Annotated in this window: 26 protein-coding genes and 5 tRNA genes; 25 read left to right on the forward strand and 6 right to left on the reverse strand. The window is 61.1% G+C overall.

The genetic code is table 11. The annotated features are described in order from the left end of the window. Nucleotides 1-242: 242 nt before the first annotated feature. From ABD847_RS10175 to rsgA, 3 genes are all read right to left on the reverse strand, one after another. Nucleotides 243-2,117: a methyl-accepting chemotaxis protein gene (locus ABD847_RS10175; RefSeq protein WP_345012603.1), complete on the reverse strand. Its 1,875-nt coding sequence runs from the start codon at nucleotides 2,115-2,117 to the stop codon at nucleotides 243-245. 181 nt (nucleotides 2,118-2,298) lie between these two features. Next, complete coding sequence (gene asd / locus ABD847_RS10180; RefSeq protein WP_345012605.1) at nucleotides 2,299-3,156, reverse strand: archaetidylserine decarboxylase; 858 nt, start codon at nucleotides 3,154-3,156, stop codon at nucleotides 2,299-2,301. A gap of 26 nt (nucleotides 3,157-3,182) precedes the next feature. Then, entirely contained in the window at nucleotides 3,183-4,214 is a 1,032-nt protein-coding gene (gene rsgA, locus ABD847_RS10185) for a small ribosomal subunit biogenesis GTPase RsgA (RefSeq protein WP_345012607.1), read from the reverse strand. A gap of 106 nt (nucleotides 4,215-4,320) precedes the next feature. Between rsgA and orn the strand changes: the two genes are divergently transcribed. From orn to ABD847_RS10220, 7 genes are all read left to right on the forward strand, one after another. Then, nucleotides 4,321-4,866: an oligoribonuclease gene (orn, locus tag ABD847_RS10190; RefSeq protein WP_345012609.1), complete on the forward strand. Its 546-nt coding sequence runs from the start codon at nucleotides 4,321-4,323 to the stop codon at nucleotides 4,864-4,866. Between the two features lie 114 nt (nucleotides 4,867-4,980). Continuing rightward, nucleotides 4,981-5,056: transfer RNA gene (locus tag ABD847_RS10195), tRNA-Gly, on the forward strand. Nucleotides 5,057-5,080: 24 nt separating this feature from the next. Then, nucleotides 5,081-5,156: transfer RNA gene (locus tag ABD847_RS10200), tRNA-Gly, on the forward strand. A gap of 18 nt (nucleotides 5,157-5,174) precedes the next feature. Then, nucleotides 5,175-5,250 (forward strand) — tRNA-Gly (locus tag ABD847_RS10205). A gap of 29 nt (nucleotides 5,251-5,279) precedes the next feature. Then, a tRNA-Gly gene (locus ABD847_RS10210) sits at nucleotides 5,280-5,355 on the forward strand. Between the two features lie 16 nt (nucleotides 5,356-5,371). Next, nucleotides 5,372-5,447 (forward strand) — tRNA-Gly (locus ABD847_RS10215). Nucleotides 5,448-5,562: 115 nt separating this feature from the next. Continuing rightward, nucleotides 5,563-6,018: a hypothetical protein gene (locus ABD847_RS10220; RefSeq protein ID WP_345012611.1), complete on the forward strand. Its 456-nt coding sequence runs from the start codon at nucleotides 5,563-5,565 to the stop codon at nucleotides 6,016-6,018. Nucleotides 6,019-6,022: 4 nt separating this feature from the next. Here ABD847_RS10220 and ppgK read toward each other — a convergent pair whose 3' ends face one another. Then, nucleotides 6,023-6,778 carry a polyphosphate--glucose phosphotransferase gene (ppgK, locus tag ABD847_RS10225; protein ID WP_345012613.1) on the reverse strand — a complete coding sequence of 252 codons (756 nt, stop codon included), beginning with the start codon at nucleotides 6,776-6,778 and terminating at the stop codon, nucleotides 6,023-6,025. Between the two features lie 13 nt (nucleotides 6,779-6,791). Further along, nucleotides 6,792-7,916: a tRNA epoxyqueuosine(34) reductase QueG gene (queG, locus tag ABD847_RS10230; protein ID WP_345012615.1), complete on the reverse strand. Its 1,125-nt coding sequence runs from the start codon at nucleotides 7,914-7,916 to the stop codon at nucleotides 6,792-6,794. Between queG and ABD847_RS10235 the strand changes: the two genes are divergently transcribed. The 11 genes from ABD847_RS10235 to ABD847_RS10280 all read left to right on the forward strand — a co-directional run bounded on the left by ABD847_RS10235 (nucleotide 7,915) and on the right by ABD847_RS10280 (nucleotide 19,605). Further along, nucleotides 7,915-9,450, forward strand: coding sequence for an NAD(P)H-hydrate dehydratase (locus tag ABD847_RS10235; RefSeq protein WP_345012617.1), 1,536 nt, complete (start codon nucleotides 7,915-7,917; stop codon nucleotides 9,448-9,450). The two genes, queG and ABD847_RS10235, sit on opposite strands and share 2 nt — an antisense overlap. Beyond that, on the forward strand, nucleotides 9,416-9,874 hold the full coding sequence (gene tsaE / locus ABD847_RS10240) for a tRNA (adenosine(37)-N6)-threonylcarbamoyltransferase complex ATPase subunit type 1 TsaE (RefSeq protein WP_345012619.1): 459 nt from the start codon (nucleotides 9,416-9,418) through the stop codon (nucleotides 9,872-9,874). Before ABD847_RS10235 ends, tsaE begins: the two co-directional genes overlap by 35 nt. Further along, nucleotides 9,874-11,400: an N-acetylmuramoyl-L-alanine amidase gene (locus tag ABD847_RS10245; RefSeq protein WP_345012621.1), complete on the forward strand. Its 1,527-nt coding sequence runs from the start codon at nucleotides 9,874-9,876 to the stop codon at nucleotides 11,398-11,400. The genes tsaE and ABD847_RS10245 overlap by 1 nt, the downstream gene beginning before the upstream one ends. A gap of 1 nt (nucleotide 11,401) precedes the next feature. Then, a complete protein-coding gene (gene mutL / locus ABD847_RS10250; RefSeq protein ID WP_345012623.1) occupies nucleotides 11,402-13,198 on the forward strand; it encodes a DNA mismatch repair endonuclease MutL in 1,797 nt (598 codons plus the stop codon). Continuing rightward, nucleotides 13,191-14,111 (forward strand): tRNA (adenosine(37)-N6)-dimethylallyltransferase MiaA, encoded by a 921-nt coding sequence (miaA, locus tag ABD847_RS10255; RefSeq protein ID WP_345012625.1) that lies wholly within the window; start codon nucleotides 13,191-13,193, stop codon nucleotides 14,109-14,111. The genes mutL and miaA overlap by 8 nt, the downstream gene beginning before the upstream one ends. Before the next feature lie 82 nt (nucleotides 14,112-14,193). Then, nucleotides 14,194-14,454 (forward strand): RNA chaperone Hfq, encoded by a 261-nt coding sequence (gene hfq, locus ABD847_RS10260; RefSeq protein WP_345012627.1) that lies wholly within the window; start codon nucleotides 14,194-14,196, stop codon nucleotides 14,452-14,454. Nucleotides 14,455-14,541: 87 nt separating this feature from the next. Next, nucleotides 14,542-15,828, forward strand: coding sequence for a ribosome rescue GTPase HflX (gene hflX / locus ABD847_RS10265; RefSeq protein ID WP_345012629.1), 1,287 nt, complete (start codon nucleotides 14,542-14,544; stop codon nucleotides 15,826-15,828). 45 nt (nucleotides 15,829-15,873) lie between these two features. Beyond that, on the forward strand, nucleotides 15,874-17,049 hold the full coding sequence (gene hflK / locus ABD847_RS10270) for an FtsH protease activity modulator HflK (protein WP_345012631.1): 1,176 nt from the start codon (nucleotides 15,874-15,876) through the stop codon (nucleotides 17,047-17,049). Between the two features lie 3 nt (nucleotides 17,050-17,052). Next, nucleotides 17,053-17,934, forward strand: coding sequence for a protease modulator HflC (gene hflC, locus ABD847_RS10275; protein ID WP_345012633.1), 882 nt, complete (start codon nucleotides 17,053-17,055; stop codon nucleotides 17,932-17,934). 72 nt (nucleotides 17,935-18,006) lie between these two features. Next, a complete protein-coding gene (locus ABD847_RS16865) occupies nucleotides 18,007-18,198 on the forward strand; it encodes a DUF2065 family protein (RefSeq protein WP_425568451.1) in 192 nt (63 codons plus the stop codon). A gap of 108 nt (nucleotides 18,199-18,306) precedes the next feature. Next, nucleotides 18,307-19,605, forward strand: coding sequence for an adenylosuccinate synthase (locus ABD847_RS10280; RefSeq protein ID WP_345012635.1), 1,299 nt, complete (start codon nucleotides 18,307-18,309; stop codon nucleotides 19,603-19,605). Between the two features lie 101 nt (nucleotides 19,606-19,706). Here the strand turns inward: ABD847_RS10280 and ispB are convergent, their stop codons facing one another. After that, entirely contained in the window at nucleotides 19,707-20,678 is a 972-nt protein-coding gene (gene ispB, locus ABD847_RS10285) for an octaprenyl diphosphate synthase (protein ID WP_345012637.1), read from the reverse strand. Between the two features lie 253 nt (nucleotides 20,679-20,931). Between ispB and rplU the strand changes: the two genes are divergently transcribed. The 7 genes from rplU (at nucleotide 20,932) to ABD847_RS10320 (ending at nucleotide 26,198) form a co-directional block, all read left to right on the forward strand. After that, nucleotides 20,932-21,243, forward strand: a complete 312-nt coding sequence (rplU, locus tag ABD847_RS10290) for a 50S ribosomal protein L21 (RefSeq protein WP_345012639.1) — start codon at nucleotides 20,932-20,934, stop codon at nucleotides 21,241-21,243. Between the two features lie 16 nt (nucleotides 21,244-21,259). Further along, nucleotides 21,260-21,517 carry a 50S ribosomal protein L27 gene (gene rpmA / locus ABD847_RS10295; RefSeq protein WP_345012641.1) on the forward strand — a complete coding sequence of 86 codons (258 nt, stop codon included), beginning with the start codon at nucleotides 21,260-21,262 and terminating at the stop codon, nucleotides 21,515-21,517. A 58-nt stretch (nucleotides 21,518-21,575) separates the two neighbouring features. After that, nucleotides 21,576-22,517, forward strand: a complete 942-nt coding sequence (locus tag ABD847_RS10300) for a DMT family transporter (protein WP_345012643.1) — start codon at nucleotides 21,576-21,578, stop codon at nucleotides 22,515-22,517. Between the two features lie 39 nt (nucleotides 22,518-22,556). Beyond that, on the forward strand, nucleotides 22,557-23,723 hold the full coding sequence (gene cgtA, locus ABD847_RS10305; RefSeq protein WP_345012645.1) for an Obg family GTPase CgtA: 1,167 nt from the start codon (nucleotides 22,557-22,559) through the stop codon (nucleotides 23,721-23,723). Nucleotides 23,724-23,773: 50 nt separating this feature from the next. Continuing rightward, the gene (locus ABD847_RS10310) at nucleotides 23,774-24,847 is read left to right on the forward strand and encodes an FUSC family protein (RefSeq protein ID WP_345012647.1); all 1,074 of its coding nucleotides are present in this window, start codon (nucleotides 23,774-23,776) and stop codon (nucleotides 24,845-24,847) included. A 92-nt stretch (nucleotides 24,848-24,939) separates the two neighbouring features. Then, nucleotides 24,940-25,734: a threonine/serine exporter family protein gene (locus ABD847_RS10315; protein ID WP_345012649.1), complete on the forward strand. Its 795-nt coding sequence runs from the start codon at nucleotides 24,940-24,942 to the stop codon at nucleotides 25,732-25,734. Then, nucleotides 25,731-26,198 (forward strand): threonine/serine exporter family protein, encoded by a 468-nt coding sequence (locus ABD847_RS10320; RefSeq protein WP_345012651.1) that lies wholly within the window; start codon nucleotides 25,731-25,733, stop codon nucleotides 26,196-26,198. Before ABD847_RS10315 ends, ABD847_RS10320 begins: the two co-directional genes overlap by 4 nt. The last annotated feature ends 1 nt before the right edge of the window (nucleotide 26,199 follow it).

The following is a 26,199-nucleotide window of genomic DNA, read 5'->3' on the forward strand; positions in this document are numbered from 1 at the left end:
TGCTCCTTGCCGCTTTCCGCCTGAGCGGGGACTGACACTAGAGTGTCGGTGTTACAAAATTGTATTCAACTCAATGAGCTAAAAATGCGAAACAACTCTCCTTTTACCGGAAGGTGCCATTCGCGACGATTTGCTGCCATTGTGGCAGCCGAGGCCCAGGGGATGTTGCGTGCCGTCAACAAGTGCCCCTGGTTGGTGGTAAAAGCGGCAAAAAAAGACCGCCAGGTGGCGGTCTTTCGGGGTCAGACCTTGAAGCGTCCCACCTGTTGGCTCATGCCCTGGGCGATGGCCTTGAGCTCGGTGGCCAGCTGATTGGCGGTGTGGGCGGCTTCGGCCAGCGCATCGGAGACATCCTTTGTTGCCTGAATGTTACGCCCTACCTCGTCGGTCACGGCGCGTTGTTCCTCGGCGGCGCTGGAGATCTGGGTCGCCATGTCCGAGATCTGGGTGATGGCCTGGGTGATGGCTTCCAGGGCCTGGGTGGCATCGTTGGCATCCTCCACACTGTTCTGGGCCAACTGCTGGCTCTGCTGCATGGTGGAGACGGCCTGCTGGGTGTTGCGCTGCAGCGTCTCTATCATGGCGCGGATCTCCTCGGTGGAGCTGTGGGTGCGCTTGGAGAGCACCCGCACCTCGTCGGCCACCACCGCAAAGCCCCGGCCCTGCTCGCCGGCACGGGCCGCCTCGATGGCGGCATTCAGGGCCAGCAGGTTGGTTTGTTCGGCGATGCCCTGAATGGTGGAGAGAATGGTGTTGATCTCCAGCGCGTTCTTTTCCAGCTCCTGGATGATGCCGGAGGCGTGGCGCAGCTGGCCATCCAGCTGGGTGATGGAGGCCTGGTTGCGGGCGATGACCTGTTTGCCGCTTTCGCAACTGCTGGCGGAGTTGCGGGCGGCCTCGGCGGTCATCTCAGCGTTGCTGGCCACCTCGTTGGCGGTGGCCGACATCTCATGCACGGCGGTGGCGATCTGGGAGATTTCCGATTGCTGGGTCGCCAGGGCCTGGTTGTTTTGGGACACCATGTCATGGGAGCGGCCCGATTGACTGTCCAACTGGCTGGAGGTCTCGGCGATGCCGCGCATCATGTCCTGCAGCTTGTCCAGGAACAGGTTGATGCGTTTGGCCACGGCGCCGATTTCGTCCTGGCGCCGAATGTGCAGTCGCCGGGTCAGATCGCCTTCGCCCTGGGCCAGGTCGTCCACCGCATCGCGCATCTCCTTAAGCGGAGTCAGGGAGCGGGAGATGATGTAGGCGGCGACGCCGGCCACCAGCAGCAGTTGCAGCAGGTTGGCCATCACGGCTTGCCAGAGCTGTTGCCTTGAGGAGGCATAGGCGATGGACCTGTCATACACCATGGCGAAATACCACTGGTAGCCGGGGATCTGGCGGACCGATACCAGGCTGGGCACGCCAGACATCACCCATTCGGCCGAGCGTTGGCTGCGGGCCAGCTCGGCAATGGTCTGGGCATTCAACTCGGGATTAAGTTGGCTGATGGGCTTGAGGGTCTGCTTGGGATCCGGGCTGGCGATGAGGTTGCCATCCTGATCCACCAACAGGCCGTAGATGCCTTCCTGGTGGATGGCGTTGACGTTTTCCACCAGGCTCTGGATGCTCACGTCCCCACCCAGTACCCCTTGTCGGCCCGCCACCGAGAAGGGGGCCGCCAGGGTGATGATGAGCTGTCCCGAGCTGGCATCGGCATAGGGGGCCGTCACCACCATCTTGCCGGCGGCCATGGCGTCCTGATACCAGGGGCGCTGCCGAGGGTCATAGCCTGCTGGTGCCTGCCAGTCGATGGAGGGCAGCATCTGCCCTGTACTGGTCCCGGCGTAAATCATGTCGAACTTGCCGGCCAGCTGGGCTTGGCGGAGCTGTGCCTTGGGATTCTCCTGCTCCAATGCCTGCTTGGCACTCTCGACTATGTTGGCACTGTTATCCAACCAGGTCTTGAGGTAGTTCACCTGGGCATCGGACACGGCAGACTCGAATTGCGCGACCTGGTGGGCGGCGTTGCGACTGAGCTCCTGCTGGGTAAACAGCAGCTGCAGCCCTGTGCTCAGGATGAGCAGGCAGGCCAGCGCCAGTATCAGTTTGCTGCGAATGGTCAACTTCATGGGGACTCCCGTCACTGTGGCATTTGGGGAGGCAGGCTCCCGTCGTCATCCTGATTATCCCGTGGGTTGGGCCTGTATCGGACCCTCGAGATAACTATAGGATGGGCGTCGGAAAATGGCAGAGGCAAGACAGGCGGCCCGAGGGCCGCCTGTGCGATAGGACGAGTCGGTGGTCGGCGGGTTAACGCAGTTGGGCGAAGGCTTGCCCCATGCGGGTCTGGCTGCCGGGTTGCCAGTCGGCCAGAAACTCGAGGCTATCGGGGGCAAACAGGCACACCACTGTACTGCCTAGTTTGAACAGGCCCATCTCCTCGCCCTTGGCCAGCCGGATGTCCTGATCCTGATAATCCCAGCGCACCACGGTTTTTTTGGTCGGCGGTGTGATGGTGCCGGCCCAGGCGGTGGCGATGCTGGCCACTATGGTGGCGCCCACCAGCACCATGGCCATGGGGCCGGCAGCGGTGCTGAACAGGCAGACCACCCGTTCGTTGCGGGCAAACAGTTCGGGCACGTTGGCGGCGGTCAGGGGGTTGACGGAGAACAGCTCGCCAGGCACGTAGATCATGGTCTCCAGCTTGCCTTCCAGCGGCATGTGGATGCGGTGGTAGTCCTTGGGGGAGAGGTAGATGGTGGCAAACTTGCCGCCCTGGAAGGGGGCCGCCAGTGCCGGATCCCCACCCAGCAACCCCTTGGCGCTGAAGTCATGCCCCTTGGCCTGGATGATGCGTCCCAGCTGGATGTCCCCCAGTTGGCTGATGGCACCATCTACCGGCATGGCGGCGAGCTTGGCATCCTCCACCAGCGGGCGCAGACCGGGTTTGAGGGGCCGAGTGAAGAAGTCGTTGAAGCTGGCGTAGCTGGCCGGATCGCTGTGCAGGGCTTCATCCATGTCCACGCCATAGCGGCGGATGAACTGGCGAATGAGCCAGGTGGTGAACTTGCCGGCCTGGGCGGCGGCCAGCCGGCCCACCAGGCGGGAGATCAGATGCTTGGGCATCAGGTACTGGCTGAGAACTTTGACGGAATCAAGCAGCTTCATGATGGTCTCTAATGTATCCGGTTGGTCTATTGACGGTTGAGGTGACGGGCATTATGGGCCTCCGTCATGGAGGCCAGAATGCGGTGATAGTTTTCGTAGCGTTCGGGGTGGATGTCGCCCCGCTCCACGGCCTCGCGGATGAGGCAACCGGGATCCTTGCCATGTTTGCAGTCGCGGAACTTGCAGCCGCCCAGATAGCGACGGAACTCCACGAAGCACCAGCTGACGCGCTCCGGCTCCAGGTGCCAGAGGGCGAATTCGCGGATCCCCGGTGAGTCGATAAGATCACCACCACTGGGGAAATGGTAGAGGCGGGCCGTGGTGGTGGTGTGCTGTCCCAGGCCGGAGAGATCCGACACCTCGCCGATGAGGGCGGCGGCCTCGGGCATCAGGGCATTCACCAGAGAGGACTTGCCCACCCCGGACTGGCCGACAAACACGCTGATCTTGCCCTGCAGTCGGGCCTGCAGTTCCGCCAGCCCTTCGCCGGTGTGGGTGCTGACGCACAACACGGGATAACCCAGCGCCTCGTAGCTGCGCAGCTCATCGTCGAGCTTGGCGCGGGCGGCTTCATCCAGCAGATCGATCTTGTTGAGCAGCAACAGGGGCGGGATTTCCACGTTTTCGGCGGCCACCAGGTAGCGATCCACGATATTGCGGGAAAATTCCGGCACCACGGCCGAGACGATGATCATCTGCTCTATGTTGGCCGCTACCGGCTTGATGCCGTCATAGAAGTCTGGCCGGGAGAGCAGGGTCAGGCGCGGGTGTACCGCCTCCACCACGCCGCTGATGCCGTCCAGGGCGGCGACGCCAGCCCGCCAGACCACCTTGTCGCCGGTGACCAGGCTCTTGATGGTGCGGCGCAGGTTGCAGCGGTGGATCTGTCCTTGTTCATCTTCGATGTCGGCATGCTTGCCGAAGCGACTGATCACCAAGCCTTCCTGGGCGGGGCCCAACAGGCTGTCGTCGGTGTGGGGCTCGGCCTTGTTCAGGCGCCGTTGTTGATTGGCCTGAACCCGGCGCTGTTGACCATGACTGAGTTTGTGTTTTTTCACGCGCGGGTGCTGCTGTTAGTAAATCGGAATAAAGCCAGTATGATACATGGGTGATGAAGCACTTGTCCCGCAAAAGCACCCAAGCGGGCCGCCCCTAGGATCTGATATGACTCAAGACGCACAAAACTTGATATGGCTGGACATGGAGATGACTGGCCTTAATCCGGACACCGATCAGGTGCTCGAAATTGCCATGATAGTCACCGACAAGGATCTCAACGTGCTGGCCGAAGGCCCGGTGATCGCCGTGCATCAGCCGGATGCCGTGCTGGATGCCATGGATGACTGGTGTACCCGTACCCACACCGCCTCCGGCCTGGTGGCGCGGGTCAAGGCCAGTACCCATGACCTGGCGGCGGCGCAGGCCCTGTGCCTGGCCTTCATGCAACAGTGGGTGCCCCAGGGCGCCTCGCCCATGTGTGGCAACAGCATTGGTCAGGACAGACGCTTCATGGTGCGTTACCTGCCCGAGGCGGAAGCCTATTTCCATTACCGCAACCTGGATGTCAGCACCATCAAGGAGCTGGTGCGGCGCTGGAAACCCGAGCTGTTAGGGGAATTCAAGAAGCAGGGCACTCACCTGGCGCTGGATGACATCCGGGAGTCCATCGCCGAGTTGCGCTTCTATCGCGAACGGATTTTCACCATCTGATGTAAAAATGGGCGGTCGGATCGGTAACTGTTTACCGGATGAGCAAACGGATAAAAAGCCCTTGCAATCAATCGGCCGCTCCTTATAATTCGGCGCCTGTGCACAGAGCATGCTGCGGGAATAGCTCAGTTGGTAGAGCACGACCTTGCCAAGGTCGGGGTCGCGAGTTCGAGTCTCGTTTCCCGCTCCAAATACTCTTTGCCAGCCTTGTGATGCGGGAATAGCTCAGTTGGTAGAGCACGACCTTGCCAAGGTCGGGGTCGCGAGTTCGAGTCTCGTTTCCCGCTCCAATCACAAGTTCGGCCCGTGCGGGAATAGCTCAGTTGGTAGAGCACGACCTTGCCAAGGTCGGGGTCGCGAGTTCGAGTCTCGTTTCCCGCTCCAAATGCCGAAACCTCTTTATATCTGACGTTGCGGGAATAGCTCAGTTGGTAGAGCACGACCTTGCCAAGGTCGGGGTCGCGAGTTCGAGTCTCGTTTCCCGCTCCAAACGTCACACCCTGTTGCGGGAATAGCTCAGTTGGTAGAGCACGACCTTGCCAAGGTCGGGGTCGCGAGTTCGAGTCTCGTTTCCCGCTCCAAATCTCCTCCTTTTCTTCTCTCTGTCCAGATGTTCTGACTCGGCATCCGGGGTCTGCTTGTCTCGTCAGCCCCTTGCCTATACTTGAGGCAGGTTCACTGACCCGGGCTCCCATCATGCGCTATCAGCAACTCAAAGATATCCTCCTGCATCTGCATCAGGCCCACCAGCAGTTGGGCGAACGTTACCATCAGTGGCAACGGCAACAGCCGGCGGAGCGTAGCCGTCTGCTGCTGGAGTTCATGATTCAGAAAGAGAAAGAGGCGGCGCGCCATGCCGGTCGATTGCAGCAGAGTCTGGATGCCAAATTGCAGGAAACCTGGGTTGATATTCAGACCGACGGCCAGTTTGCCCAGGCCCTGACGAGTCTGCCGCAGCAGGTGCCGGATAGTACTGAGTCTATTCTTGAGCAGGCCGTCGCCCTGGATGAGGCCCTCATCGCCGAGCTGGAGGTGATGGCCCGTCATCTGGATGGGGAAGGCCTGCAAAGTTGGTGCGCTGGCATTGTCCAGGAGGAGCGCACACGCCAGCATCAGCTGGTGCATAACGCTCACCGCCTGGAGGATATCTAGTCGTTCAGGCTTGGGGCTGTGCCGTTACCCGCTCCTGCGCATACAGGGCCGCACCTATGATGCCGGCCTGGTTGAGACTTTGTGCGGCTATCACAGGTGCCCGGGTATAGAGCTGATCCTGGAAGTTGGCCAGTTTCTGGCTGGCGCCGCCCCCCAGAATGATGAGATCCGGGTTGAACAGGAATTCCAGCCGCTGCAGGTAGCGGCTAAAGCGTCGGCCCCATTTCTTCCAGCCCAGCTCCTCTCGCTGGCGCACCGCATCGGAACAATAGTGCTCGGCAATGCGGCCCTTCATCTTCAGGTGCCCCAGCTCGGTATTAGGGTGCAGGTGGCCGTTGACGAAGATCGCTGAACCTAGCCCTGTGCCTATGGTGATCATCATCACCACCCCATCCTTGCCCTGGCCGACACCAAAGCGCATCTCCGCCAGACCGGCGGCATCGGCATCGTTCAGCAGATAACAGCGGCAGCCACAGGCCTGGCTGAACAGGGTCTCGGCATCCACGTTGACCCAGCTGGCATCGATGTTGGCGGCGGTGAAGACCACGCCATGGTGGATGGTGGCCGGGAAGCCGCAGCCAATGGGACCTTGCCAGGCGAAGTGTGCCACCAGGGCCTTGAGGGTCTCGGCCATGGCCTCTGGGGTGGCGGGTAACGGGGTGGGAATGCGATGACGCTCCCCCACTATGAGTCCGGTCTCGGTATCCACAATGGCACCCTTGATGCCGGAACCGCCGATGTCCACTCCCAATATCATCATGCTTTCATCTCCCTCAAGCGTGGTCGGGCATGCCTTTTTGCACGCACCGTATGACTCTGGCTGTCTTGTTATCCTGGCGCTCGGTGTTGCGCTGCAACTGGGCCAGGGCCCAGTGGATATGCTCCTGCACCAGGGGAGAGGCGGTCTCCAGTTTGGTGTGCAGGGCCGTCCATACCGCGTCCGAGTATGGCCCGTTGCCCAGGGCCACCGCAATATTGCGTTGCCATTTGTGATAGCCGATGCGGCGTATGGGGCTGCCTTCGGTCTGGGCGAGGAATTGGGTCTCATCCCACTGCCACAGGCTGAGCAGGCTGGCGTGGTGCAGGGCCGGGCGGGGGACAAAATCCGCCTCGTCGCTGGCCTTGGCCTGGCGGTTCCAGGGGCAGATCAGCTGGCAGTCATCACAGCCATAGATGCGATTGCCCATCAGGGGGCGCAGGGATTCCGGAATGGGACCGTCGTGCTCTATGGTGAGATAGGAGATACAGCGCCGGGCATCCAGCTCGTAGGGCCCTATGATGGCGCCGGTAGGGCAGCTGGTGAGACAAGCGCTGCAACTACCGCATTGATTGGCCACCGGCTCATCCACCGGCAGTGGCAGATCCACCAGCAGCTCGCCCAGAAAGAAGAAGGATCCGGCTTCTTGATGGATGACGAGGGTGTGCTTGCCTTCCCAGCCCAGACCGGCCTTGGCGGCCAGCGGGCGCTCCAGCAAGGGGGCTGAGTCGACGAAGGGCCGGGCACTCAGGGCGCCCACCACCTGCTCGATGCGTTGAGCCAGACGTTTGAGCCGCTGGCGCAGCACTTTGTGATAATCCCGCCCCAGGGCGTAGCGACTAATATAGGCTAGGGTGGGATCCGACAGTTGGCGGGCAATGCCGGCCTGCTGGGGCAGGTAATCCATGCGCACCGAGATGACGCGTAAGGTGCCGGGCAGCAGTTCCGCGGGACGGGCGCGCAGAAGGCCGTGACGGGCCATGTAGTCCATCTGGCCGTGATAGCCCTTGGCGAGCCAAGCCTGCAGACGGGGTTCTTCAACCTGCAGATCCGTGTCGCAGATCCCTACCTGCTGGAAGCCTAGCTCGTGCCCCCAGAGCTTGATATGGTGGGCCAAAGTCGTGTAATCGAGGCTGGTCATGGGCACCCTGTCTATGCAAAACCCGCAAAGTGTACCACAGCCCCCGGCGGGCCTTCCCCTCTGGCGTGTCGCCCAGATCCAATCCCTGGAACCCCAACTGGCCAGGCAGGTGGGGCTGGATCTCTATGGCTTGATGTGCCGGGCCGGTCAGGCCCTGTTCGAACACCTGACGCATCACTGGCCGCAAGCCAGCCGGATCTGGATTTTCTGCGGGGCCGGCAATAACGGCGGCGACGGCTATGTGCTGGCCCGCCTGCTGCTGGAGGCGGGCTATAGGGTGACGGTTTGCGGCCTGGGCGGGCCGGCCGCCAAGCTGCCGGCTCATCAGGCCTGGCTGCAATGGCGGCAGTTGGGCCCTGTGTTGACCCTGGCCGATCTGCCCGCGTCCGCCCCGGATCTGGTGGTGGATGCCTTGCTGGGTATAGGGCCGAGTCAGCCCTTGCGCGGGCCCGTGCTGGCGCACATTGCCGCCATCAATGGGCTGGGGGTGCCGGTGCTGGCGGTGGACGTGCCGTCTGGCTTGCATGCCGATACCGGGCAACCCTTGGGCGCTGTGGTGCGTGCCAGCCACACCCTGAGTTTTATCGGTCATAAGCGGGGCCTGGTCACCGGAGAGAGTGCCGAATGGGTTGGTAGGCTGGTGCTTGCGCCACTGGGCTTGCCGGAATTGACGGATTTTGCAGCGCCCGAGGGCGGCCTGCTGGATTATTCCCTGCTCAATGAGTACCTTAGGCGGCGCCCGCGGCATCTGCACAAGGGCGATTGCGGCCGGGTGCTCTTGTGTGGCGGCGGTCCCGGCATGCCGGGGGCGTTGCGCCTGGCATCGGAAGCGGCGCTGCGAGCCGGGGCCGGCCTGGTGCGCGCCAGCAGTGTCACGGCCAATCTGCCGCTGCTGGCGGCCGGCCGCCCTGAGCTGATGCTCAGTGATGCGGAGTCCCCGGACTGGCGGTGGCCGACGGTGACCGTGTTCGGCCCTGGGCTTGGTCAGAGCTCTTGGGCCGAGCGGCAGTTTGCCGGCTGGCTGGCCGCCGAGGTGCCCAGCGTGGTGGATGCCGATGGTCTCAACTGGCTGGCCCGCTCGCCGCAGCATCGGGATAACTGGATCCTGACTCCGCACCCGGGGGAGGCGGCCCGCCTGTTGGGCTGTACCACCGCCCAGGTGAGCGGGGATCGCTTCGCGGCGGTGCGGGCGCTGCAGGCCCGCTTTGGCGGCGTGGTGTTGCTCAAGGGCCCCGGTACCCTGGTGTGTGATGGCTCTCAGGTCTGGGTCTGTCAGGGAGGGAATCCCGGTATGGCCAGTGGTGGCATGGGGGATCTGCTGGCGGGTCTCATCGCCGCTCTCTGGGCTCAGGGGCTCACCCAGTCCTTGGCGACCTTGTTGGGCGTCTGTCTGCATGGTGCCGCCGGGGATCTGGCCGCCCATCAGGGGGAGCGCGGCATGCTGGCCAGCGATCTGTTGCCCTTTATTCGACAGTTGGTAAACCCACAAGAGAGACGCGATGACAATGAAGATCACAGAACGCCTGGCCTCTGAGCAGGCCACGGTCGATTTTGGCCGCCGCCTGGCGCAAGCTTGCCAGCGTGCCTGTGTGTTTTTCCTGCACGGCGACCTGGGGGCGGGCAAAACCACCCTGAGTCGCGGCTTCGTGCAGGGGCTCGGCCATGACGGCAAGGTAAAGAGTCCTACTTATACCTTGGTGGAGGCCTATGAGCTGCCTACCTGGCAGGTGTATCATTTCGACCTTTATCGGCTGGCCGATCCGGAAGAGCTGGAGTTCATGGGGATCCGTGATTATTTTACCCCCGACAGTCTGTGCCTGATCGAATGGCCGGAGAAGGGCCTGGGCTGGTTGCCGGAGGCCGACGTGGAAATCACGTTACGTTACGTTGGCGAGGAGCGGGAGGCCGAGTTGCTGTCCCGCAGCGCCGTAGGTGAAGCCATTATCAGCAAGTTGTGATGCCGTTGAGACGCTTGATCCTGCTTATTGTTGTTCTGTGTGGCCTGACCGGACCGGTCTGGGCGAATGAACTCTTGTCCCTGCGAATTGCCCCCACACCAGAGAAGACACGTTTGGTGTTCGATCTGACGGGCAAGCCTTCTTATCACTATCGGCTGCAGGACTCGCCGCCGCGGCTCATCATTGAGCTGACCGATACCCAGAGCCGGGTGCAGGCCGAGGGGCTCAAAAAAACCGGGCCCATGATCAGTCGCCTGAGCCAGCAGGCCGCCGCCGGCACGCTGCGCTGGCAGTTTGAGCTGACCGGCCAGATCAAGCCCACGCTGTTTACCCTCAAGCCCCAGGCGCAATACGGGCACCGCCTGGTGGTGGACCTGCCCCATGCCGGCCAGTCGGTTGCCGCAACCGGGGGAAGCAGCAGCAAGGCCGCGGGCCAGGGGGCGCCGGTCCGGAGTGCCAAACCCCTGATGGCAGGGAAGATAACGCCGGTGAGTGAACTGGAAGGCTTGCCACGGCAGCCGACGGTGACTGACAAGCCGGCTGCCACCATGTCGCCGGCCGTTCCAGCCCAAACTGCGGCCGCGCCAGCCAAGCCCATGGCGGCTGAGGTGACGAAACCTGCTCCCGCCAAGGTCAGCACCCTGTCCGGCGAAGAGATCATAGTGGCGGTGGATGCCGGCCACGGTGGCAAGGATCCCGGGGCGGTCGGCCCCCACGGCAGCTACGAGAAGAACGTGACCCTGGCGGTGGCGCGGGATCTGGCGGCACTCATCAATCGTCAACCCGGCATGCGGGCCGTGATGACCCGAACCGGGGACTATTTTGTCGATCTCAACCAGCGCTCCGAGATTGCCCGCAAGCACAAGGCCCATCTGCTGATTTCGGTGCATGCCGATAGCGTGGCCAACCGGCAGGCGCGCGGTGCCTCTGTCTGGATCCTGTCCGCCAAACGGGTGGATCGGGAGATGAACAAGCTGCTGGGCCAGCAGGACAAGCATACCGAGCTGCTGGGTGGCGCCGGCAAGGTGATCGCCGAAGCCGAGCCCAATCCGTACCTGGCTCAGACCATACTGGATCTCTCCTGGGATAACTCCCGCAGCGAGGGCTACTCCATCGGCGAGATGGTGCTCAAGCACATTGGGCAGGAGGTGCGACTGCACAAGCATCAGCCGCAACATGCCAGCCTGGCGGTGCTCAAGGCGCCGGACATTCCCTCCTTGCTGATTGAGACCGGCTTTATCTCCAACCCGCAGGAGGAGAAGCTGCTCACCTCCAGCGCCTTCCAGCAGCGGGTGGCGCGGGCCATCTTCAACGGGATCAACCGCTACTACGCCGATAATCCCCCGGATGGCACCATGTTGGCCAATCGAGCCAAGGGGCAGACCCGGCATGTGGTCAAGTCCGGTGAGAGCCTGGCCCGGCTGGCCAAGCAATATGGGGTCAGCATGGCCCGCCTGCGTAACCATAACAGCCTGAAATCCGATCAGTTGCGCATCGGCCAGGTGATCTACATACCCACCAGCTGATATGGCCATCCAAATACTGCCACCTTTGCTGGCCAACCAGATTGCCGCCGGTGAGGTCGTGGAGCGCCCGGCCTCCGTGGTGAAGGAGCTGGTGGAAAACTGCCTGGATGCCGGCGCCGATCGCATCGAGATTGAGGTGGAGAAGGGCGGCGCCAAGCTGATCCGCATTCGTGACAATGGCGGTGGTATCCCCAAGGACGAGTTGACTCTGGCCCTGTCCCGCCACGCCACCTCCAAGGTGGCAACCCTGGCGGATCTCGAGGGGATCGCCAGTCTGGGCTTTCGCGGTGAGGCCTTGGCCTCCATCAGCGCCGTGTCACGTCTCACCCTGACCTCCAGACCGGCCGATCAGGCGGAGGCCTGGCAGGCACAGGCCGAGGGGCGGGATATGGCGGTGACGGTGCGTCCCGCGGCCCACCCCGTGGGCACCACGGTGGAGGTGCTGGATCTCTTCTTCAACACCCCGGCCCGCCGCAAGTTCCTGCGCAGCGAGAAAACCGAGTTTGCCCATATCGATGAGCTGATCCGGCGTCTGGCGCTCAGTCGCTTCGATGTCAGCTTCGTGTTGCGCCACAATGGCAAGCCGGTGCGTCAGTATCGGGCGGCCAGCGACCCGGCCGCCGGTAATCGCCGGGTGGCCGTGGCCTGTGGCGAACGTTTCATCCAGCAGGCCCTGACGGTGCGCAGCGAGCATCATGGTCTGCTGCTGCATGGCTGGCTGGTGCCGCCTCAGGCCGATGGCAGCCCGGCCACCGAATTGCAATACAGCTATGTCAACGGCCGCATGATGCGGGACAAGCTCATTAACCACGCCATCCGCCAGGCCTGTGTCGAGGCCCTGGGGCTGGAGCAGGCACCGGCGTATGTCCTGTATCTGGAGCTGGATCCGCGGCAGGTGGATGTCAACGTGCATCCGGCCAAGCACGAGGTGCGCTTTCATGAGGCGCGGCTGGTGCATGACTTCCTGCTGCAGGTACTGCGAGAGGCTCTCCTCACCACGCGACCGCAAACCCAGGACGAGCCTTCCGCCAGCCAGTGGCAGATTGCCGAGACGCCGGCCTATCCAGACAGTCCGCTCAGACCAAAAGAGCACGGTTATCATGGCGCCGGTTTCCGTGCGGCACCCGCGGTGGCTGGCGGACGGGGCCCAGCGGATGGCGAGCGACTGCCACAGGCCGCCCTGGCGTATCAGCAGTTGATGAGCTCGCCGGACGAGCTGGCGAGCACCTCCGCCGTCACCGGCACCGAACAACTCTGGCTGCCGGTGCTGTTGCAGCCCCCTCATTACCTGCTGGTGCGTCAAGGGGAGCGGCTGGGGCTGTGTCACCTGGGGCGGTTGGAGCGTCATTTGCTGCAACAAAGCTGGCGGCAGCGTTGGGTAGAGGGGTTGGTATCCCAGCCGCTCCTGATGCCCTTGCGTCTGAGCCTGAGTGCGGCGCAACAAGCCGTGCTAGGCAGCCACGCCCACTGGCTGACCACCTTGGGGCTGGAGTTCAAGCCGGCCAGCACGGGTACCATAATGGTGTATCGGGTGCCGGCCGCCTTGCGGCAGAGCAATTTGGCGGATACCTTGCCGGCCCTGCTGGAGCGGCTGGCTCCCCTGACCGAGCAGGCGCCGTCCGCCATCGGCGATCTGTGTCACTGGCTGGCCACACAGGCTGTCGCCGGTCGGCGTTATGATCTGTCCCTGGCGGAAGGCTTGCTGCGGCAGTGGCAACAGGGTCAAGCGCCGTGGCCTGCCGGCTGCTATCGTGCACTGCCAATAGAGCAATGGATACAGGAGTGGGAGCATGAGTGAGCAGCCCTTGGCGATTTTCTTGATGGGGCCGACGGCTTCCGGCAAGACGGCCCTGGCCATGGAACTGATCCGGCAGCTGCCCTGTGACATCATCAGTGTTGACTCGGCGCTCATCTACCGCGGCATGGATATCGGCACCGCCAAGCCGACGGCCGTCGAACTGGCCCAGGCGCCCCATCGCCTGATCGATATTCGCGATCCGTCCGAGAGCTACTCGGCGGCCGATTTTCGTCAGGATGCCCTGGCGGAGATGGCCAAGATCAGCGCCCAGGGGCGAATTCCCTTGCTGGTGGGCGGCACCATGCTCTATTACAAGGCGCTGCTGGAGGGCTTGTCACCGCTGCCGGCGGCTGACGAAGCGGTGCGGTCAGAGATAGAGCGCGAGGCGCAAGAGCGTGGCTGGCTGGCTCTGCATGCGGAACTGGCGCAGATTGATCCCGTGGCCGCGGCACGGATCCATCCCAATGATCCGCAGCGGCTGAGTCGGGCGTTGGAAGTATTCCGGCTGACCGGCCGTACCTTAACCGATTTGACAAGGACCCAGGGAGAGGCGCTACCCTACCGTGTCTGCCAATTTGCCATCGCGCCGCAGGAGCGGGCACAGCTCAGGGAGCGCATTGCCCAACGATTTGAGCAGATGCTGGCCGCCGGCTTCGAGCAGGAGGTGGTCGCGCTGCGCTCCCGTGGCGATCTGCATCCTGGACTGCCGTCCATTCGTTGTGTCGGTTATCGGCAGATGTGGGCTTATCTGGATGGCGAGATAGACTACGATGAAATGGTCTATCGTGGCATAGTGGCCACCTGTCAACTGGCCAAGCGGCAGATGACCTGGCTGCGTGGCTGGTCCGAGGTCTGTTGGCTGGACAGCAACGCCCATAACAATGTAGAGATACTGTTAAGCAAGATTGGTTAGCTGGGGGCCTGTCTGTATAATCAGGGCTCACCTGGGCGCTTTAAAACTAAGATTAACTACTACAAACAATAAGGATTAAGTAATGGCTAAGGGGCAATCACTGCAGGATCCGTTTCTCAATGCGCTGCGCCGGGAACGTATTCCGGTTTCCATCTATCTGGTGAATGGTATCAAGCTGCAGGGACAGATAGAGTCATTTGATCAGTTTGTCATTCTGCTGAAGAACACCGTCAGCCAGATGGTCTACAAACATGCCATTTCTACCGTGGTGCCGGCACGCCCTGTCGTCCATCATCAGGCTACTGGTGGGACTCCTACCAGCGAGCCGCAAGGGGACGAATAATCTTCTCCTGCGTTACCCGTTTTTTTGTCCGCCAGAGAGTGTCCCTGGGCAGTCTGTCCCGGGGGCTCTCTGACAAGGAGCTAAAGCTTGTTTGACCGTTACGAGGCCGGCGAACAGGCCGTGCTGGTGCATGTCGATTTTTCTGATGAAAGTGCCAATGAGGATCTGACCGAGCTGAAAATGCTGGTCACCTCGGCTGGTGCTACCCCCTTGGCCGTCTTTACCACGCGTCGCACTGCCCCTCATGCCAAGTACTTTATTGGCACCGGCAAGGCCGAGGAAATTGCCCATGAAGTGCGCCAGCGGGCTGCCGATGTGGTGATCTTCAACCACGCATTGAGTCCGGCCCAGGAGCGCAACCTGGAGCGGTTGTTCGAATGCCGTGTCCTGGACAGAACGACCCTGATACTGGATATCTTCGCCCAACGTGCCCGCACCCACGAAGGTAAATTGCAGGTGGAATTGGCCCAGTTGCGTCATCTGTCCACCCGGCTGGTGCGAGGCTGGACTCACCTTGAGCGCCAGAAGGGGGGCATAGGGCTAAGAGGCCCGGGGGAAACCCAGCTGGAGACGGATCGTCGGTTGCTGCGGGTCAGGATCGGCAGCATAGTGGGCCGTCTGGCCAAGGTGGAGAAGCAGCGGGAACAAGGTCGGCGGGCCCGCCAGCGCAATGAGATACCTGTGGTTTCCTTGGTGGGCTACACCAACGCTGGCAAGTCCACCCTGTTTAATCGCATCACCCGCGCCGAGGTGTATGCCGCCGATCAGCTGTTTGCCACCCTAGATCCCACCTTGCGCCGCATTGAGTTACCCGAGGTGGGGGCCGTGATCCTGGCCGATACGGTTGGTTTCATCCGCCATCTACCCCATGATCTGGTGGCGGCCTTCAAGGCCACGCTGCAGGAGACGCGGGAGGCGGATCTTCAGCTGCATGTCATTGACTGTGCCGATGAGCGGATGGCCGACAACATGCATCAGGTGCAACTGGTGCTGGAAGAAATTGACGCGGCAGAGGTTCCTCAGCTCCTGGTGTTCAATAAGGTCGATGCGTTGCCTGACGGGCTACCCCGACTGGAGCGGGACGAAGAAGGACGCCCTCGGGCGGTTTATCTATCTGCCTTGACCGGTGCCGGTTGTGATTTATTGCTTGCTGCGTTGAATGAATTGTTGGCAGTTAGCTATGTTGAGTTTCAATTGTCTCTGCCCGCTGCGGCGGGGCGCTTACGCAGCCGCCTGTTTGCCATGGGGGCGGTGCAGCAGGAGGAGTTTGCCGAGGACGGCAGCACAGGGATGCGAGTGAGGCTTCCCAGGACGGATTGGCTCAGGCTTGTCAAGCAGGAAGGGGATGCACTGCTGACCTTTATTGTCGCTTGATAGCTTGTTAGAGTTGAACACATCACATTGATTTTGGAGATGGGAATGGCTTGGAACGAGCCCGGAAATGGCGGAAAGGATCGTGATCCTTGGAGCAACTCGGGGAAGAATCAGGCACCGCCTGATCTGGACAAGCTGCTGCGCAGCCTGATGCAGAAAATCTCTTCTGTGCTGGGAGGCGGTCGTCGCCCTGGCAGCGAATTTAGTCTGCTGGGGTTGGCGGTGGTCGTGGCCGTGGTGGTGGTGGTTTGGGCCGTCAGTGGCTTCTACACCATCAAGGAGGCCGAGCGCGGTGTCGTGACCCGCTTTGGCAAGTTCCATGAAATCGTGGAGCCTGGTCTGCGTTGGAAGGCGACCTTCATTGACGATGTCCGCCTCGTGGATGTGGAGTCAGTTCAGTCTCTGTCTGCCTCTGGCTTCATGCTCACCCAGGATGAGAATGTGGTGCGGGTGGAGATGGATGTGCAATATCGGGTGGCCGATCCGCGGGAGTATCTGTTCAGCGTCACCAATCCGGTGGACAGCCTGAGTCAAGCTACCGACAGCGCTCTGCGTTACGTGGTGGGGCACACCACCATGGATGAGGTGCTGACCCGTGGTCGGGAGAAGGTGCGTCAGGATACCTGGCAGGTACTAGAGCAGATCACCGACCCTTACAAGATGGGGCTGGTGGTGGTGGACGTGAACTTCTTGCCGGCTCGCCCGCCGGAGGAGGTAAAAGATGCCTTCGACGATGCCATCTCTGCGCAAGAGGATGAAGAGCGTTTCATCCGCGAAGCCGAAGCCTATGCCCGTGAGGTAGAGCCGAAGGCCCGCGGTCAGGTGAAACGCCTTGAGGAGGAGGCGCTGGGCTATAAGGAGCAGGCGGTGCTGAGGGCGAATGGTGAGATAGCACGCTTCAACCAACTGTTGCCGGAGTACCTGGCGGCGCCTGAGCTGACTCGCAAGCGTCTGTACCTGGAAACCATGGAAGAGATCTATCAAAAAGCCAACAAGGTGTTGGTGGATCTGCCCGAGGGGAGCAACAGTCTGGTCTATCTGCCCTTGGATAAGCTGGTCGGGGACAACGGCAGTGGCAAGCCTGCCACCGTCGGCGCGTCCTCCCGCTCAAGTTCGCCCGCTAGCAACTACAGTGGCGACAAGTCCACCTCAGACAGCGCCGATGGGGTGAACAGTGCTCCCTTGCGCAGTTCTGATCGATTCAGCAGCGGGAGATACTAAACGATGAAACGTATTGTATTGGCCGGCGCGGCCGTCATTGCCCTGATCTTCGCCTCGTCCGTGTTTGTCATCAAGGAAGGGGAGCGGGGTATCGTCCTGCAATTTGGCAAGGTCAAACGGATGGCTGACAGCACCGAACCCTTGGTTTATGAGCCGGGGCTGCATTGGAAGGTGCCGCTGATTGACGATGTGCGCAAGCTGGATGCCCGTATCCAGACGCTGGATGGCCAAGAAGATCGCTTTGTGACGTCCGAGAAGAAGGATTTGATCATCGACTCCTACGTCAAATGGCGGATCGAGGATTTTGCCAAGTTCTATTTGGCCACCGGCAGCGGTAGCCGCCTGCAGGCAGAAGCCCTGCTCAAGCGTAAGATCAACAACGGCCTGCGTTCCGAAATCGGTAGCCGCACCATCAAGGACATCGTCTCCGGTGAGCGCACCGAGGTGATGGAGGAGGCGCTCAAACGGATGGCGCGTTCATCCGAGTTGGGTATTCGGGTAGTGGATGTGCGTATCAAGCAGATCAACCTGCCGCTGGAAGTCTCTAACTCTATCTATCAGCGGATGCGGGCCGAGCGCAACGCCGTGGCGCGGGAACACAGATCCCAGGGGCGGGAGAAGGCCGAATTTATTCGTGCCGATATCGATCGCCGGGTCACAGTGATGATCGCCGATGCCGAGCGTAATGCTCGCAAGCTCAAGGGGGAAGGGGATGCCGAGGCGGCGCGTATCTATGCCGACAGCTACAAGCAAAACCCGGAGTTCTTCAGCTTCCTGCGCAGCCTTGAGGCTTATCGGAAGAGTTTCAATAGTGGTGGCGATGTGATGGTGCTGAAACCGGATAGCGATTTCTTCCGCTATTTCGCCTCCGATACAGGCAAATAGACTGGGATTATGCACAAACACCATGGGGTCTGATTCAGACCCCATTTTTCTTTTCCTCCCCAGGGTAAATTCATGCATGATTTGGCACTGTTTCTCGGTCTCTGGTTACTGCTAGAGGGCGTGTTGCCCCTGTGTATTCCTCGTTTCTGGTTGCGCTGGCTGCGTGACTTGGCTCGGCTGCGGCCTGATCAGACACGCAGGATCGGAGGGGTTATGGTTGCAATCGGAGCTGTCTTGGTGTTGACCTGGCTGCACCAGGGATAGGTTGCCATGCAGGGTGGGTTTGACTGGCTGTTTTATCGCCTCTTCGGCGTTCCGAGGCTGGTCAAACTTTGTTAGAATCCATTTTTAACCACATTGTAGATACGAAAGATGGGACAGAGTGTCGTAATCCTGGGCACCCAGTGGGGTGACGAAGGCAAGGGTAAGATCGTCGATCTGTTGACCGACAAGGCGCAATACGTAGTTCGTTATCAGGGGGGCCACAATGCCGGTCACACCCTGGTCATCGGCGGTGAGAAAACCGTTCTCCATCTGATCCCGTCCGGGATCCTGCGTAACAACTGCAAATGCATCATCGCCAACGGCGTCGTGCTCTCTCCTGATGCCTTGATCAAGGAAATGACCACCCTGGAGGCCCGTGGGGTGCCGGTGCGTGAGCGTTTGCTGCTGAGCGAGGCTTGCCCCTTGATCCTGCCTTACCATGTGGCATTGGATCAGGCCCGTGAGAAGGCGCTGGGCAAGAAGGCCATCGGCACCACGGGTCGAGGTATCGGCCCGGCTTACGAGGACAAGGTGGCACGCCGTTGCCTGCGGGTAGGTGACCTGTTTGACATGGCGCAGTTTGCCGACAAGCTCAAGAGCGTGATGGAGTATCACAACTTCCAGCTGACCCAGTACTACGGTGTGGAAGCCGTCTCCTATGACGAGGTGCTGGAACAGGCCAAGGGCTATGCCGACCTGCTGACCAGTATGGTGGTGGATGTGACCGACTTGCTGGATCGGGCGCGTCGCAACGGTGACAAGATCATGTTCGAAGGGGCCCAAGGCACGCTGCTGGACATCGACCATGGCACCTACCCCTATGTCACCTCTTCCAATACCACCGCTGGCGGGGTTGCCACCGGTTCCGGCTTCGGCCCTCGCTACGTCGAGTATGTGCTGGGCATCGCCAAGGCCTATACCACGCGCGTGGGAGCCGGTCCGTTCCCCACCGAACTGTTTGATGACATCGGTGAGCGGTTGGGCCAGAAGGGGCAGGAGTTCGGTGCCACCACGGGGCGCAAGCGTCGCTGCGGTTGGTTCGATGCGGTGGCCATGAAGCGCGCCATCCAGATCAATTCCGTGTCCGGTTTCTGCCTGACCAAGCTGGATGTGCTGGATGGCCTGGCCGAGGTGAAGATCTGCACCGGTTACCGCTTCCCCGATGGCGAGATCCGTGACGTGCCGCCCATGGCTGCCGATGGCTATGAGCAGGTGGTTCCCGTGTTCGAGACTTTGCCGGGCTGGAGCGAGAACACCTTTGGCGTGAAGACCCTGGCTGAGCTGCCAGAGAATGCTCGTGCCTATATCCGCCGTATTGAAGAGATCACCGGCGTGCCGGTAGACATAGTCTCCACCGGTCCGGATCGGGATGAGACCATCATACTGCGTCATCCGTTTGCCGATTAAGGCAAGACAGCTTCCGCAGCTGTAGCAGAAACAAGAAGGCCGGTCATTGACCGGCCTTCTTATTGTCGTCTGGAGTGGACTGCACGACGCTGTGGGAGGGCTCAGTGATTACGGTAAATGGCCAGCTCGGCCAACTGACAGAGCGCCTGCTTGTATGGGCCCTCTGCCAGGGGAGCCAGGGCGGCAATGGCCATATCCGCCTCGCGACGGGCCTGTCCCAGGCTGTATTCGAAGGCACCAAGGCGCTTGAGCAGTGTCAGTATGCTATCGAAGTGTGCCATGCCGTTGCGCTCAATCACGGCGCTGCGCAACAAGGCGTGCTCTTGCCCTGTGGTGTTGGCCAGGGCGTAGATGAGCGGCAGGGTCGGCTTGCCTTCGGCCAGATCGTCGCCGACGTTTTTACCCATGTCATCGGCGGCGGCGGTATAGTCCATCACGTCGTCCATCAGCTGGAAGGCCGTGCCCAGGTGCTTACCGTATTCCTGCATGGCCTGCTCTATGTGCGGCGGCTGCTGATTGAGCACGGCGGCCAGTCGGGTGGCGGCTTCAAACAGCTTGGCGGTCTTACAGTAGATCACCGAGAGATACTGTTGCTCAGTGGTATCCGGATCGTTGCAGTTCATCAACTGCATCACTTCCCCCTCGGCGATGACGTTGGTCGCCTCGGACAGTATCTCCATGATCCTCAGGTTGCCCAACTCGGCCATCATCTGGAAGGAGCGGGTATGGAGGAAATCGCCCACCAGCACGCTGGCCGCATTGCCAAACAGTTGGTTGGCGGTATCGCGGCCGCGTCGTAGCGCGGATTCGTCTACCACATCATCGTGCAGCAGGGTGGCGGTGTGAATGAACTCTATGATGCAGGCCAACTTGATATGCTGATCACCCTGGTAGCCCAAGGCTTTGGCACTGAGCACGGTGAGCAGGGGACGCATGCGCTTGCCACCGCCGCTGATGATGTAGTAACCCAGTTGGTTGATCAGGCTGACATCGGACTGAAGCCGCTGCAGGATCAACGCGTTGACCGCCTGCATATCCTGGGCTGACAACTCTGTGATTGCGTTTTGAGCCATAGGTCTAGATACTGCGTCCATTAGGGCATTCACGTCCCGGTAACAATGGCATGGATTCTACATGAAATGGCCGGGGAGTGCAGTGCCCGACACGCGGGAGTGGGCTAGCCATCAATTGATCAGCAATTGAACTTTTCCGGCAGATCCCTCTTGCCACCCCCAGGCAAGTTGCGTAGAATGCGCGCCCATTGTCATTAAGTTTTTGTGTACCTGATTGCGTTGGCAAAAACAGGTGCCGTATTGGAGTTTGAACATGTACGCGGTTATCCAAAGTGGCGGAAAACAGCACCGTGTCGCTGAAGGTCAGGTAGTACGCCTGGAGAAGCTGGAAGCAGAAACTGGTGCCACCATTGAGTTCGACAAGGTACTGATGGTCGCCCAAGGCGAAGATGTAAAGGTGGGTGCTCCCTTCGTGGCTGGTGGCAAGGTCACTGCTGAAGTGGTTGCTCACGGTCGTGGTGACAAGGTACTTATCGTTAAGTTCCGTCGTCGTAAGCACCACCGCAAGCAACAGGGCCACCGTCAGTGGTTCACCGAAGTTAAGATCACTGGCATTTCTGCATAATTAGGAGACCCAAGAGATGGCACACAAAAAAGCTGGCGGTTCTTCTCGTAACGGCCGTGATTCCGAAAGTAAGCGCCTGGGCGTGAAGCGTTTCGGTGGTGAGTCTGTTCTGGCTGGTAACATCATCGTTCGTCAACGTGGTACCAAGTTCCACGCTGGTGTGAACGTAGGCCTGGGCAAGGATCACACTCTGTTCGCCCTGGCTGACGGCAAGGTTCAGTTCGAGGTGAAGGGTCCGCAGAATCGCAAGTACGTCAGCATCGTTGCTGAGTAATTCCGGACTGGTAAAAAGAGGCCCTGCCATTGGCGGGGCCTTTTGTTTTGGGTAGCCCATGCAAGAACGCCCCGTAGTTGGTTTTATCCTGGCCTGTACCACCATGCTGTTATGGGGGGCCTTGCCCATTGCCTTGCACCAGTTGCTGACGGTGCTGGATCCCTTCACCCTCACCTGGTTCCGCTTCTCCTTGTCGGCCTTGCTGCTCGGGGCGGGACTGGCATGGCAAGGGGGCTGGCCCAGCCTGAGCCATCTGCTGCGCCATAAGGGGCTGTTGGCGGTGGCGGTGCTGGGGCTCGGATTCAACTACCTGTTCTGCCTATTGTCATTGCAACGTTTGGATCCGGAGAGCTTCAATGTCTTGATCCAGCTCGGGCCCATCTTGCTGATGCTGATGAGTGTCCTGCTGTATCGGGAGTCGTTTACCCGAGTACAGCAGATGGGAGCCTTGTTGTTGCTGGTGGGCTTGCTACTGTTTTTCCACGACCGACTGGGCTTGCTGGTCTCCCAGTTGTCCGGGGAGAGCCTGGGGATCGTGCTGGCCGTAGTGGCTGCCAGCTGTTGGGCCTGCTATGGTCTGGCCCAGAAGCGGCTGATCCAGTCGGTGCCGGCGCAGCAGGTCATGCTGGTGGTCTACCTGGCCTGTTCGGCCGCGTATCTGCCGTTTTCGGCGCCCAGTGAGCTGATCGGCATGTCCGGGACCCTGTGGTGGATCTTGCTGTTTGCCAGTTTGAACACTGTGGTCTCATATGGTGCATTTTCTGAGGCGCTGAGGTTTTGGTCGGCCACCAAGATCAGTGCCGTGCTGACCCAGGTGCCGCTGGTGACCATACTATTGAGCCATCTGCTGGCGCTGTTGTGGCCCGATTTTGCCCGGCGTGTCCCGGATGGCTGGGCCATCCTAGGGGCTTGTCTCGTGGTGGGGGGCGCCCAGCTGACGGTGCTGGGCAATGGTCTGTGGGATTATCTGCGTCGCCGCGGTGACGTCGGTTCTCTATAATCGCATCCGGTGTGACCGGATGCAGGGGGATGTGAGTGTATGAAGTTTGTCGATGAAGTACTGATCCGGGTTGAAGCCGGGGACGGTGGCAACGGGTGCGTCAGTTTCCGCCGGGAAAAATACATTCCCAAGGGGGGGCCGGACGGCGGTGATGGTGGCGATGGCGGTGACGTCTATCTGCAGGCCGATGAGAACCTTAACACCCTGATCGATTACCGCTTCGAGCGTTTTCATGCGGCGGGGCGGGGTGAAAACGGCCGCGGTGCCAACTGTACCGGTGCCCGTGGCGCGGATCTGGTGCTGACGGTGCCCGTAGGCTCCCGGGCGCGGGATGAGGATACCGGCGAGATCCTGGGGGATCTGACCAAGCATGGCCAGAAGCTGATGGTGGCCAAGGGCGGTTTCCACGGCCTGGGCAATACCCGCTTCAAGAGCTCGGTCAACCGGGCGCCGCGTCAGAAGACCAGTGGCACGCCGGGCGAGGTGCGTCAGCTGCGCCTGGAGCTGCTGCTGCTGGCCGACGTCGGCCTGCTGGGCCTGCCCAATGCCGGCAAGTCCACCTTTATCCGTGCCGTGTCGGCGGCCCGGCCCAAGGTGGCGGACTATCCTTTCACCACACTCGTGCCCAACCTGGGGGTGGTGCGGGTGCAATCCCAGAAGTCGTTCGTGGTGGCGGACATTCCCGGCCTCATCGAAGGGGCGGCCGAAGGGGCGGGTCTGGGGATCCGCTTCCTCAAGCACCTGGAGCGTTGCCGGGTCTTGCTGCACCTGATCGATATTCTGCCGGTGGATGGCTCAGATCCGGCGCAAAATGCCCAGACCATCATCCATGAGCTGGAGAAGTACAGCCCTGAGCTGGCGGCCAAACCGCGCTGGCTGGTGTTCAACAAGCTGGATCTGGTGCTGCCCGAAGAGGCGGACGAGATCATAGCGCGGGTCACCGAGGCGCTGGCGTGGGAAGGCCCCGTCTATCGTATCTCTGCCTTCAACAAGGAAGGCACGGATCCCATCTGTTATGACGTCATCAAGCTGCTGGAAACCATGCCGCAGCTGAGCGAGGTGGCGGCGCAGCAGCCGGAGCGCGTTGAGTTCATGTGGGATGACTACCACAAGCAGGCGATCCAGCAGGCCGAACAGGCCGATGACGACGATGATGATGACTGGGACGAAGATGACTACGACGTGGAGATCATCTACACCCGGTAAGCTCAGAAGCCCTCCGCCTCGCGGAGGGCTTTTTCGGTTATGGAGACCCCATGCGCCTGTTTGCCCCCGCCTCGCCGTTGGCGCGCTTCATCTATCGCCATATTCGTGTCATTCATGTGTTCAAGATTTCATTGGCGCTGCTCATCGCCCATATCATCAATTACCTCTATCCCGTTCCCTACTTCGCCTGGACCTCGGTGACCATCGTCATCATCATGCTGACCCTGCCCCAGGTGGGGGGAACCCTGGAGAAGTCGCTGCAGCGGGTGGTGGGGACGGTACTAGGGGCGCTCTACGGCATCCTGATCCTGAGCCTGACCAGCAACCCGGCGCTGATTGCCGGCCTCACCCTGCTGGGCATAGCGCTCACCGCCTACCGGGCCAGTGGTCGCATGGGCTACTCCTATTTGGTGGCGGGTTTCACCCTGATGATCGTCATCGACGGCGGCAAGCAGGGCATGACGGAGGCCGCCTGGCGTACCGGCACCATCTTGTTGGGTTGTGTCATCGCCGTCGGGGTGTCTCAGCTGATCCTGCCACTGCGCGCCCGCAACGAATGGCGCTGGCTGTTCTCCGACAGCCTGATACGGATGGCCAAGGTCTGGCAGATGCACCTGTCCACCAATGTGCATCGACCGCTGCGCACCCGCAGTTTTCTGGCGGGCATCGATCAGCGGCTGCAACGGCAGAAGGGCTTGCGCCGTTCGGTAACCCTGGAGAGCCCCGGGCTGCGCCGCTTCGACGGCGAGATTGGCGAGCTGATCCAGGCCCAGGAGCGTTGTCTCTTGCTGTTGGAATTGTTGGCTCAGACCCGTTGGGAGACCAGTGCCAGTGCCCTGAGCATACAGCGCCACTATGCCATCAGCCTGCAGGCCAAGCAGATGGGCCAGCAGCTGCTGGCCCTGGCGGCGTTTTGTGCCGGTGAGAGTCCGTTTCTACCACCCAGGGGAGAGGACCATCTGCAACAGCTCAAGACCCAGATGCAGGCCGAGTTGGCCGGCGCCGCAGGAGGGTTTAACGCCCAGGGCTATGCCTGGCTCATCTATCAGATGGGATTGCAGATCAGTCTGCTGACAACCCTGATCCATCGCATGGCGGGAGAGGCCGACTTACGGCACAGTTAATGCTGTGTTGGCCTGAACCCAAGGCCAGCCGGTATTATACTAGTCAGGCTGACGCTGCGTCAGCCAATGCCGACAGCTTCAGGGATGAGCCCATGTCACAGACCCGTGCAATCTTAAATCGCGACGCCCAGACCGAGGTGACGCGTGTCATCGTCAAGGCCGCGCAGATGCTGGCCTCCTGCGGTGCCGAGAGCCGTATCATAGAGCAGACCACCACCCGTCTTGGGTTGGCCCTGGGGGTGGAGAGCGTGGAGATGGCCATCACCCCCAGCGCCATCATACTGACCACCCTCAACCACGGTTCCTGCATCACCACTACCCGCCGTATTCATGAATTCGGCATTCATATGGGGGTGCTGTGCGCCATCCAGCGTATCTGTGTGCTGACGGAGCGGGGCCTGCTGGAGAACGTCAACGACGTTCGCAAGCACCTGGATGAGATCCGCCCCTATCGCTATAACCGCTATCTGGTGGTGCTGATGATTGGTCTCTCCTGCGGCAGCTTTAGCCTGCTGTTTGGCGGTGACTGGCCCGTCTATGGGGTCACCTGCTTCGCGTCAGCCGTGGCCATGTGGGTACGCCAGCAGTTTGCCCATCATCATTTCAGCCCGCTTCTCAACTTTGCCGGCACCGCCTTCGTGGCGACCGTGCTGGCCAGCTCCGCCATCATGTTTGGCTGGGGCGAGAAGCCGGAGCTGGCCATGGCGGCCTGTGTGCTGCTGCTGGTGCCCGGCTTCCCCCTGATCAATGCGGTGTTTGATGTGGTCAAGGGCTACTACAACATGGGGCTGGCCCGCTGGCTGACTGCCACCATGCTCACCCTGAGTGCCACCACCGGCATAGTGCTGGCCATGAAGCTCACCGGTGTGTGGGGGTGGCAACCATGAAGGAGTTCCTCACCTTGGCGCTGTGGGACGCCTGTCTGTCGGCCATACCGGCGGTTGGTTTTGCCATGATCTTCTCGGTGCCGCCCCGTTACCTCAAGTATTGCGCCATGGGGGGCGCCTTCGCCCATAGCCTGCGTACCATGCTCATCCATCTGGGCATGCCCATCGAGTGGGGCACGCTGGTGGCCAGTGCGGCAGTCGGCCTGCTGTTTGTCTACGTGGCGCGGCGGCAGTTGGTGCCCAGACCCGTGTTTACCGTGGCGTCCATCATCCCCATGATCCCGGGGAAATACGCCTTCAACACCATCATCGCCGTGATGTCCATGAACAACGAAGGGGCCAGTCCCCATCTGATCAGTGCAGCCATCGAAAACGGCCTGCAGACGCTTTATATCCTGGTGGCGCTGAGCTTCGGCCTGGCGATCCCGCCTCTCATCTTGTTCCGTAATCGACCCATAGTATGAG

This window comes from Pseudaeromonas paramecii (assembly GCF_039540575.1).
Classification (GTDB): Bacteria; Pseudomonadota; Gammaproteobacteria; order Enterobacterales; family Aeromonadaceae; genus Pseudaeromonas; species Pseudaeromonas paramecii.

Bases quoted from the DNA above. Each gene is read 5' to 3' on its own strand.
- hflC (WP_345012633.1), top strand. From the start codon at position 17,053: ATGAAACGTATTGTATTGGCCGGCGCGGCCGTCATTGCCCTGATCTTC.
- queG (WP_345012615.1), bottom strand. From the start codon at position 7,916: ATGACCAGCCTCGATTACACGACTTTGGCCCACCATATCAAGCTCTGG.
- asd (WP_345012605.1), bottom strand. From the start codon at position 3,156: ATGAAGCTGCTTGATTCCGTCAAAGTTCTCAGCCAGTACCTGATGCCC.
- ABD847_RS10310 (WP_345012647.1), top strand. From the start codon at position 23,774: ATGCGCCTGTTTGCCCCCGCCTCGCCGTTGGCGCGCTTCATCTATCGC.
- miaA (WP_345012625.1), top strand. From the start codon at position 13,191: ATGAGTGAGCAGCCCTTGGCGATTTTCTTGATGGGGCCGACGGCTTCC.
- rplU (WP_345012639.1), top strand. From the start codon at position 20,932: ATGTACGCGGTTATCCAAAGTGGCGGAAAACAGCACCGTGTCGCTGAA.
- tsaE (WP_345012619.1), top strand. From the start codon at position 9,416: ATGACAATGAAGATCACAGAACGCCTGGCCTCTGAGCAGGCCACGGTC.
- ABD847_RS16865 (WP_425568451.1), top strand. From the start codon at position 18,007: ATGCATGATTTGGCACTGTTTCTCGGTCTCTGGTTACTGCTAGAGGGC.
- rpmA (WP_345012641.1), top strand. From the start codon at position 21,260: ATGGCACACAAAAAAGCTGGCGGTTCTTCTCGTAACGGCCGTGATTCC.
- ABD847_RS10300 (WP_345012643.1), top strand. From the start codon at position 21,576: ATGCAAGAACGCCCCGTAGTTGGTTTTATCCTGGCCTGTACCACCATG.
- ppgK (WP_345012613.1), bottom strand. From the start codon at position 6,778: ATGATGATATTGGGAGTGGACATCGGCGGTTCCGGCATCAAGGGTGCC.
- ABD847_RS10320 (WP_345012651.1), top strand. From the start codon at position 25,731: ATGAAGGAGTTCCTCACCTTGGCGCTGTGGGACGCCTGTCTGTCGGCC.
- cgtA (WP_345012645.1), top strand. From the start codon at position 22,557: ATGAAGTTTGTCGATGAAGTACTGATCCGGGTTGAAGCCGGGGACGGT.
- ispB (WP_345012637.1), bottom strand. From the start codon at position 20,678: ATGGCTCAAAACGCAATCACAGAGTTGTCAGCCCAGGATATGCAGGCG.
- mutL (WP_345012623.1), top strand. From the start codon at position 11,402: ATGGCCATCCAAATACTGCCACCTTTGCTGGCCAACCAGATTGCCGCC.
- hfq (WP_345012627.1), top strand. From the start codon at position 14,194: ATGGCTAAGGGGCAATCACTGCAGGATCCGTTTCTCAATGCGCTGCGC.
- ABD847_RS10220 (WP_345012611.1), top strand. From the start codon at position 5,563: ATGCGCTATCAGCAACTCAAAGATATCCTCCTGCATCTGCATCAGGCC.
- orn (WP_345012609.1), top strand. From the start codon at position 4,321: ATGACTCAAGACGCACAAAACTTGATATGGCTGGACATGGAGATGACT.
- ABD847_RS10235 (WP_345012617.1), top strand. From the start codon at position 7,915: ATGGGCACCCTGTCTATGCAAAACCCGCAAAGTGTACCACAGCCCCCG.
- ABD847_RS10245 (WP_345012621.1), top strand. From the start codon at position 9,874: ATGCCGTTGAGACGCTTGATCCTGCTTATTGTTGTTCTGTGTGGCCTG.
- ABD847_RS10175 (WP_345012603.1), bottom strand. From the start codon at position 2,117: ATGAAGTTGACCATTCGCAGCAAACTGATACTGGCGCTGGCCTGCCTG.
- ABD847_RS10315 (WP_345012649.1), top strand. From the start codon at position 24,940: ATGTCACAGACCCGTGCAATCTTAAATCGCGACGCCCAGACCGAGGTG.
- ABD847_RS10280 (WP_345012635.1), top strand. From the start codon at position 18,307: ATGGGACAGAGTGTCGTAATCCTGGGCACCCAGTGGGGTGACGAAGGC.
- hflK (WP_345012631.1), top strand. From the start codon at position 15,874: ATGGCTTGGAACGAGCCCGGAAATGGCGGAAAGGATCGTGATCCTTGG.